Annotated in this window: 6 protein-coding genes and 1 pseudogene; all 7 read right to left on the bottom strand. The window is 51.7% G+C overall.

The genetic code is table 11. The features are described from left to right. Window positions 1-140 precede the first annotated feature (140 nt). Window positions 141-1,298: a glucosaminidase domain-containing protein gene (locus tag ABNT28_RS08305; RefSeq protein ID WP_348721373.1), complete on the bottom strand. Its 1,158-nt coding sequence runs from the start codon at window positions 1,296-1,298 to the stop codon at window positions 141-143. A 53-nt stretch (window positions 1,299-1,351) separates the two neighbouring features. Beyond that, complete coding sequence (locus ABNT28_RS08310) at window positions 1,352-1,912, bottom strand: NifU family protein (protein ID WP_332925032.1); 561 nt, start codon at window positions 1,910-1,912, stop codon at window positions 1,352-1,354. 240 nt (window positions 1,913-2,152) lie between these two features. After that, a complete protein-coding gene (gene trpS / locus ABNT28_RS08315; protein WP_332925033.1) occupies window positions 2,153-3,181 on the bottom strand; it encodes a tryptophan--tRNA ligase in 1,029 nt (342 codons plus the stop codon). Between the two features lie 90 nt (window positions 3,182-3,271). Further along, window positions 3,272-4,804 (bottom strand): murein biosynthesis integral membrane protein MurJ, encoded by a 1,533-nt coding sequence (gene murJ, locus ABNT28_RS08320; protein WP_348721374.1) that lies wholly within the window; start codon window positions 4,802-4,804, stop codon window positions 3,272-3,274. Beyond that, window positions 4,801-7,740, bottom strand: coding sequence for a [protein-PII] uridylyltransferase (locus ABNT28_RS08325; RefSeq protein ID WP_348721375.1), 2,940 nt, complete (start codon window positions 7,738-7,740; stop codon window positions 4,801-4,803). Before ABNT28_RS08325 ends, murJ begins: the two co-directional genes overlap by 4 nt. Continuing rightward, complete coding sequence (locus ABNT28_RS08330) at window positions 7,737-8,519, bottom strand: hypothetical protein (RefSeq protein ID WP_348721376.1); 783 nt, start codon at window positions 8,517-8,519, stop codon at window positions 7,737-7,739. The genes ABNT28_RS08325 and ABNT28_RS08330 overlap by 4 nt, the downstream gene beginning before the upstream one ends. Further along, window positions 8,467-8,786 (bottom strand): annotated as a pseudogene (locus tag ABNT28_RS08335) (hypothetical protein); the annotation flags it as partial. The gene ABNT28_RS08330 and the pseudogene ABNT28_RS08335, both read right to left, overlap by 53 nt.

Below are 8,786 nucleotides of genomic sequence, written 5' to 3' on the forward strand. Positions count from 1 at the left end.
CGCTGGCGTTGGTTTGGCCGCCAATTCCTGAATCCATAAGCATCATCCGGCCACAGGCCGAAAGATGATCGCGGATTATATAAGCATCATCCACCAAGCGAAGCGACGGTGATAAGATGATCGCGAAGACTCAGCGTGTTCTATGACAGATAGGCCTTTGCATAATTTTGCAGGTTATTTTTCCGCATGACAAGCTTCAGATCCTTGACATATTTCAAGCCGATTTCGGCGTAATTATGCAAATGATTCACAAGGATGTTGGCTTTGTTTTCATCCGGCATTTTGGCAAGTCTTTCACGGCTATCACGCAACCCCTGATAGGCTTGATGCGTATTCAGATTATGCATATAGGCACGCACTGATCCCAGCAGATTAGGAAAACTACGCACGACGGCATTCTTGTTGCTGGCATTTAGCGGTTTGATGCCAACATCTTCTTGCCAGGCCCATTGACCAAAAAGCGCGTTGCCTTGCCGCGCAAAGCGTGATGTGCCCCAGCCAGACTCGATCGCCGCCTGCGCCAAAGCCAGCGGCACCGGTATCACATCGGCACGGGCAAGCAGATTATTCAAAAAGGCCTGACTGACAACATTTTCTGGCGGTAATTTATAAAGTTTGGCCCATTTGCTCAGCGTAACAACATCTTTTCTGTCATAGGCGCGCCGGATAGCCGCACGACGCTGGATAATTTCTTCGTTCGACGCCAGAACCAGTGGCAAAACCATTTTGATAAATTGTTCTTTTTGCTCTGGGCTGGCCAGCGCGGCATGCGACGCGGGAATCACCCTTACAAAATTGCGTGCCACAGCCAATGGGGGTGTTTTTACCTGTGGCTTTGATGCCTTTGGTTTTGTCAGCGATGCTACGACTGCTTCACGCGGCGTTTGCACATTCGCCACCATTTTGCTGTCGTTTTTTGGCGTTCCAGACTGGTCTTGTGCGGTTGTCACTGATGAAGACATTGCTGATGCCGTTGCTAAAGGGGCTGTCACGGCTGTTTCCGTAGCTTTATCTTCGCTTACAGCTTCAATCGCGCCACTCTGGTCGCCGCTGGTCTTTTCTTGATAAGTATTATTCTTAATACTTTTAACATCGGCAAGGGCAGGAACCTCATTTTCACCGACCGGCTTGGCTACGCTAGCTATTTCTGGTGTTTGGATTTCGGGTGCGGACACATCTTCTGCAATCGGGGATGGCGTATGCAACCATTGTGGCGGCCCAACCTTAAGAACCCCAGGCACCAGAATGCTGACCGCGACCAGCGCCATTGTAAGTCTGACAATGTTTTTGTCCTGCAAAAGCAAATTCCGTCGGTCTGTCACGATACTACCTGAAACTAAAATACAAGGATCTAAAAGTCGGCAGCACGAACTTCCCGAACTTGGGGAATATAGTGCTTGAGCATATTCTCAATGCCCATTTTCAACGTGGCTGTAGAGCTTGGACATCCCTGACATGCCCCGCGCATCTGCAATGTCACCACGCCATCGTCAAAATCCTGAAAGACAATATCGCCGCCATCCATCGCCACCGCAGGCCGCACGCGTGTATCAAGCAGATGCTTGATCTGCTTCACAGTATCATCATCTTCTTCATCGTCACGTGCCGCACTGTCATCGCCAGCATGATCTTCAATCACTGGCAGACCTGATGCGAAATGCTCCATAATACCCGCCAGAATTGACGGCTTAAGCGCAAACCAATCCATCTCGTCAACTTTGGTCACAGCGATAAAATCACCACCCAGAAACACACCTGCGACGCCATCAACCTGAAATAGGCGGCGCGCCATTGGCGATGATCCGGAGCTATCAGCCGTTGGAAAATCTGCCGTACCTTGTGCCAGCACAGGCACCCCGGGGATGAATTTCAACGTCGCCGGATTTGGCGTATCTTGTGTTTGTATGAACATCCATTTATTCCCTAATTTACGGCTACCTGATTGAAGACCTTAACGCTTGATACGCTATATTCACACCCAACATCCACACGCATTATCACAACCCAGCCAAAACAACGCATATCAAACCTGAGCTTATCTTAGCATATAGATGGTAATCTGTCAGTTTTATGGCAAGAGTTAGACATTGTTATTTTAAAGCCGCATTCCGGGGTTATTTTAAAGCCGCATTCTGGGCGCGCATCTATCTGCCTATCGCACGGGCGCACCCAGAAAACCTACAATGTCATGAACTTCAGCCAGAATTGGCCGCGCAATGGCCTCGGCACGCACCGCGCCATCATCCAGAATCGCATCCAGCTCATCCGGATTTTCCAGCAATTCACGCATCCGCGCCCCTATTGGCGCCAGCTGATCAACTGCCAAAGCCGCTAATGCAGGTTTGAAATCACCAAAACCACGGCCCCCAAATTCACGCAGAACATCATCGACTGTCATATTGGCCATCGCCGCATAGATACCAACCAGATTTTCGGCTTCCGCGCGTCCGGCCAAACCTGCCGCCTCGGATGGCAGCGCATCGGGGTCGGTTTTGGCTTTGCGTATCTTGGCTGCAATCGTGTCATTATCATCGGTCAAATTAATGCGGGATAATTCGGACATGTCGGATTTGCTCATTTTGCTGGTGCCATCTCGCAAGCTCATCACCCGTGTTGCACTGCCAAAAATCTGCGGCTCGGGAAGCGGAAAACAGTCAGTCTCGTAATGGCTGTTAAACGCCTGGGCAATATCGCGGGTCAGCTCAAGATGCTGTTTCTGGTCTTCTCCCACCGGCACATGCGTTGCTCTATATGTCAAAATATCCGCCGCCATCAAAATCGGGTATGAATATAGACCAACTGACGCCTGTTCACGGTTTTTGCCTGCTTTTTCCTTGAACTGCGTCATCCGGTTCAACCAGCCAAGCCGTGCCACGCAATTAAAAATCCACGCCAGCTGGGCATGTTGCGGCACCCGTGACTGATTAAACAGAATTGACCGTTCTGGCGAAATGCCCGACGCAATCAGGCTGGCTGTCACTTCACGCGTGCTGTTTCGAAGCTGGATTGGATCCTGCGGTACCGTAACCGCATGCAAATCGACAACACAATAGATCGATTCAAAATCGTCCTGCAATGTCACCCAGTTTCGGATCGCACCAAGATAGTTACCAAGATGCAGATTGCCAGTCGGCTGAATACCCGAAAAAATGCGGTTCGCGTTTGACGCTGACTTTGTCATTTCTGGTTCCTTTATAGACACCCTTAAAAACGAATGTCTGGTTATCCATGCTGTACGCCAGATGGTCAAGCCCTGCACAGTGGCATCACACTATGACCTTGATCGCAAAATGCCTTTGGGAATTGTTTTTAAAACCACCGAGGCGGCCAGATAAAGCACCACACCCACAACCACCAGCAAAACCAGCGCCAGCGCATGTGGCAGATCAGGCATCGCCTGTCTTGTTCCCAACAACCCAGCTGCCATAAAGGCTGACGCCACACATAACCGGCCAATCAGACCAAACGGTATCTGCGCCAATTTCCCTTTACGAACCAGCAGAATGCCTAGCATCAATGCCGCCATGACACCCGAAAATGATGTTGCAATCGCCAGCCCAACATGCCCGTATATCCGCATCAATATCAATGATCCAGCCACATTCACCAGCACCGCAAGTAACGATATTTTCAGAACTGTTGCTGGTTGGCCTGCCGCATAAAAGGCTGGCTGGAATAATTTTGTCGCAACAAACCCAAGCAAACCAAGCGCATAGGCCTGTAATGCCAATGCCGTAACCACGGCATCGGCGGCGCTAAAAGCACCATAGGCAAACAGCCCGCTTATGATTGGCTCGGCAATACAGATCAGCGCCGTTACCGCAGGGATCACAAAAAATCCGGCCAGCCCGATACCATCATTCAAGATCGCGCCCACCGATGTCTGATCCTGTTCGGCTTCGGCTTTTGATAATTTTGGTAGCAGCGCGGTGCCCAGCGCGATCCCGATAATCCCTAACGGCAATTGTACGATCCGATCAGCATAATAAAGCCATGAGATCGCGCCCACAGGTAACAATGACGCCAGAATCAGATCAACCAGCATATTCACCTGCATCGCAGTTGCTGCCAATGCCGCCGGGGTAAATTTGCGCCACATGGCGCGTCCTGCCGCTGTCAGCCGTGGAAAAATCCAGGCTGGTGTGCCGCCAAAACGACGCAAAATGACAAACATGACAGCAAGCTGGACAACCCCTGCCACCAATAGCGCCACCGCCAGCGGCATTGCCGAAGTCACCACATCACCTGTCGCCATGACAGGTAACGCCATCGCCCCTACGATCAGACATAGATTAAAAAATATCGGCATGATCGCACCCGCAGCAAAATGGTCATGCGCATTGGCAATCGCCGACCATAAAGCCACCAGCGAAATCAGCGGCAGATACGGCATGGTGATCCGCCCCAGCGCAACCGCAGCGTCAAAACGGTCTTGTGTTGCCACAAATCCGGGCGCCAGCAAGCGTACCAGATCGACCATGAAAAACTCGGCCAGCACGACAATCACCAGCAAAATAAGCGTCAGCAATATTTGCACCTCTGCCGCCAGCTTCATCGCGGCATCATTGCCATCTGCCGCCCGTATATGTGAAAAGCTGGGCACAAAGGCATTCGTCAATGCCCCTTCGGCGCTCAGCCTGCGGAACATATTTGGCAATTTCAACGCCACCAGAAACGCATCAGCCAAAGGCCCCGCCCCCAGAAAAGTGGCAAAGGCCACATCACGGCCAAAGCCCAGTATCCGGCTAGCACCTGTCAGCAGTCCAATCTGCCGGAACGCTCCCAATAGTGAACGCTGGCTCATGCGGCATCCCCGTCATTAGTGTCTGCATCATGCGCATCGCTTGTTTGCAGAACCGCCAATAGCGCATTGCGGATATGTTGCTGGCGCACCTCGTTGGAAATTTGCAAACCGAAAATATCTTTCACATAGAATACGTCAACAACCCGTTCGCCATACGTCGAAATGCTTGATGATTGTATCTGCAGGCCAAGATCAACCATGCAACGGGTAATCTTGTACAGAAAGCCCGGAAAATCGCGGCCATTCACTTCGATCACGCTATGCGTTTTGCTGATATTATTTGATAACAGCACGCGTGGCGGCACCGGAAAGCGACGGATACGCTTTGGCATTTGTTGCCAGCGCGCCATCAACGCATCGGCAATCCGCATCTTGCCAACCGCCGCCTTGGTTACGAAATCACGGATTCGGGTCAAAAGTGCGGCATCATCGACAACCTGATTATCGATCGTTTGCAGATAAAAAACATCCAGCACGGTACCATCGCTACAGGTCGTAATTCGTGCGCCCGCAATATTGACACCGACCGCGGCCACCGCGCCGGCAATGCGCGAAAACAAACCTGGATCATCGACAGTGATAACGGTCATTTCTGTCGCGCGCCGTGCTTTATCAGAACTCAGATCAATCAGCAAAGGCGTTTCCAGATTGCGGAATTGCTGGCATAGCACGGCATGTTTGCAATGGCTTTTCGCGTCAAATCCGGTCCAATAGGCTTGTGGAAAATTATCGGCATGTGCGTCAAACGCCGCCGCCGTCCATACAGTACCGCTTTTTTCTTTTTTCGCCTTCTGTCTGCTTGGCGTGCTCGAATCTTTATCACCAACCAATTTTTCAAAAGCCAGTGCGCGGGCCATTTCGGCATTGCCTTGGGCAATCACCGTCGGATCACCGCCTTTGAGCACGGCATCGGTACGGCTGAATAGATCACGCATCAGCGCTGCTTTCCAGCCATTCCAGATCGTCGGGCCAACCGCGCGTATATCGGCAACAGTCAGAATCAGTAACAGACGTAATTGCTCAGGCGATTGTACAATCGCGGCAAAATCTTCAATGGTTTTTGGATCATTCAGATCATAACGGAACGCAATCTTGCTCATCAGCAGATGATGACGCACCAGCCATGAAACCGTTTCGGTTTCGGCAGGCGTCAGCCCAAGCCGTGGACAGACCTTATGCGCCACCTCAGCCCCCAGAATCGAATGATCGCCGCCGCGCCCCTTGGCAATATCATGCAACAGAACGGCGACAAATAACGCCCGCCGCGATCCGATTTCCGGCATCGCTTCACTGGCAACTGGCGCATCGCCTGTCAGCCCACCAGTTTCAATCCGGTGCAAAATCCCCAACGCCTTGATCGTATGTTCATCGACCGTATAGCTGTGATACATATCGAATTGCATCATCGCGACGATCCGGCCAAAGTCGGGCAGGAACCGCCCGATAACGCCGCTTTCATTCATCAGCCGCAAAATACGCTCAGGATTCGTCGCGGATGTCAGAATATCCAGAAACAGGGCATTTGCCGCCGGATCAGCGCGCGTTTCGGCATCAATCGACGGCATCGCGCGGGTGATACGATGCAATGTCTGCGGATGAATATCGGCTTCATGCTCTTGCGCCAGTTGAAACAGCTTTAAAATCCGTAACGGCGCATCACGAAACAGAATATCGTCTGCCAGGCTGATACGTCCGGCCTGAATTTGGAACTCGCCAATATTACGCGACAGCTTAAAGCTTTTTTCAAAAAATTTACGCCGCTTACGAAAGTCAGTTTCCATCGCCGCACAAAAAATACGCGTCAGATTGCCAACATCGCGTGCGGCCAGATAATAGCGTTTCATGAAACGCTCAACCCCGCGCAAACCGCCACGATCGGCAAATCCCATAAGCGGCGCAATCACCATCTGCGCTTCGAAATCGAGCCGTTCTTCGGGGCGTCCTGCATATAGATGCAGATGACAGCGCACTGTCCATAAAAACCGCTGGGCGGCGGCAAAGCGGCGCGCCTCACTATCACGCAGAATGCTCTGATCGACAATATCGACCAAAGATGTGGCGCGATAGGCATATTTCACCGTCCATAGCAAAGTATGCAGATCACGCAACCCACCTTTGCCATCCTTGATATTAGGTTCGACCACATAGCGCGTATCACCAAGCCGCTGATGCCGCAGATCACGTTCGGCCAGCTTTTCCTCGACAAAATTCAACGGCTTTGTTTTATCCACATGGGCATCGAACATAGCACTCAGTTGATCTGATAATGCCGTGTCACCCGCGACATGCCGCATTTCCAGCAGGCCTGTCAGAATCGTCTGGTCTTCCTTGGCTGCAACTATGCAATCTGCCGCATTGCGCGTTGCATGGCCAACCTTCAGCCCCAAATCCCATAGCATATAAAGAATATATTCAATCTGTAATTTCAGACCATTCGTAACCTTGTTCTTGACCAGAAACAGAATATCAATATCCGAATGCGGGGCTAACTCGCCGCGTCCATAGCCACCTACAGCGACAATCGCCATGCCAGCCTGGGCTTTGCCGCCGGCGTCTCGCACCGCTTCACGGCGCACAATCTCCAAAAGTTGGTCAATCATCCATGCGTTCAGGCCAACATAGATCACGCCATCCTTGGTTTCGGTCAGCTCCGCCTCAAGCCGCACCCGCGCATCGGCCAGACGATCACGCAACAATGCCAATAACGCCGCCCGACGTTTTGCTGGCACAGTTTCCGTCACAGCCGTAACAGCCGCGTCAATCTCGGCACTATCCAGCGGCGCGGCATGCGAATTCATGACCGATGATAGCGGTTGCACCCAGCGATGCCAAAACGCGCGCAAGGCGGCGGGCTTATCCGGCGTAACCGCCGTGCCTTTGTTGCCCCTATCTTTGGAATGGGCTTGTGTTTCGCTTATATCGGTCACACCACTCACTTATTATCACCCTTATCCGAAGCGCGTAATGACTTCAGCTCATATAGCAGATCCATCGCCTCACGCGGTGTCAGCGTATCGGGCAACATCGCATCAATCGCATCCACGACCGCCGACGGTATGGCACCGCCAGCCCTTTTATCCTTTTTACCATGGTCGCTATCATCAGATGTATAATCAAATAATGGCAGATTATCGGCAACCAACCCCACATCAACCGCGCCATGCTTGCCTGCTTCCAGTTCGGCAAGTATCTGTTCGGCGCGCCCCAGCACCTTGTTCGGCAATCCAGCCAGTCGTGCCACATGCACGCCGTATGATCGGTCGGCGGCACCCGCTATGACGCGATGCAGAAACACAATATCGCCTTGCCATTCACGCACCTGCATCGAATGGCATAACAAGCGTGGCTTGACGTCTTGCAAATGCGTCAATTCATGATAATGCGTCGCGAACAAGGTGCGACATTGATTAACATCATGCAGATGCTCCAATGTTGCCCAGGCAATGGCAAGCCCGTCATATGTGGCTGTTCCGCGGCCAATTTCATCCAGAATAACAAATGACCGCGGCGTAGCACGATTCAAAATCGCCGCCGTTTCGACCATTTCAACCATAAAGGTTGAACGTCCTTTGGCCAGATCATCCGACGCACCAACACGACTGAACAAGCGATCAACAATCCCGATCACGGCGCTATCGGCTGGCACAAACAAACCGGCTTGTGCCAGAATGATGATATGTGCCATCGCCAAGGTTGGTGAATATGTGTTTTTCATCGGTGAAATTAGCTTGCCCGATCCAAGGCACACCCTCGCCACCCATCTGGGTAAATGTATCTGTGCTGCGGTCCATCCACATGGCCATGATGTGACATCCAATACCGGCGGTCGCACGACTGCCTTCCGGTACATTTGTTGAGGTATTATGCGGAGAGCCAGAACAGAAATACGGTTTTCTTAAAAGGGGTGGTTCATAACTTGACTGCATTGCTTCGCGTCGATCAAAGTAATCTTTAGCAAATTCAACCATTTCACCTTGATAAA

The sequence above is a fragment of the uncultured Candidatus Puniceispirillum sp. genome (assembly GCF_963979125.1).
Taxonomy (GTDB): Bacteria; Pseudomonadota; Alphaproteobacteria; order Puniceispirillales; family Puniceispirillaceae; genus Puniceispirillum.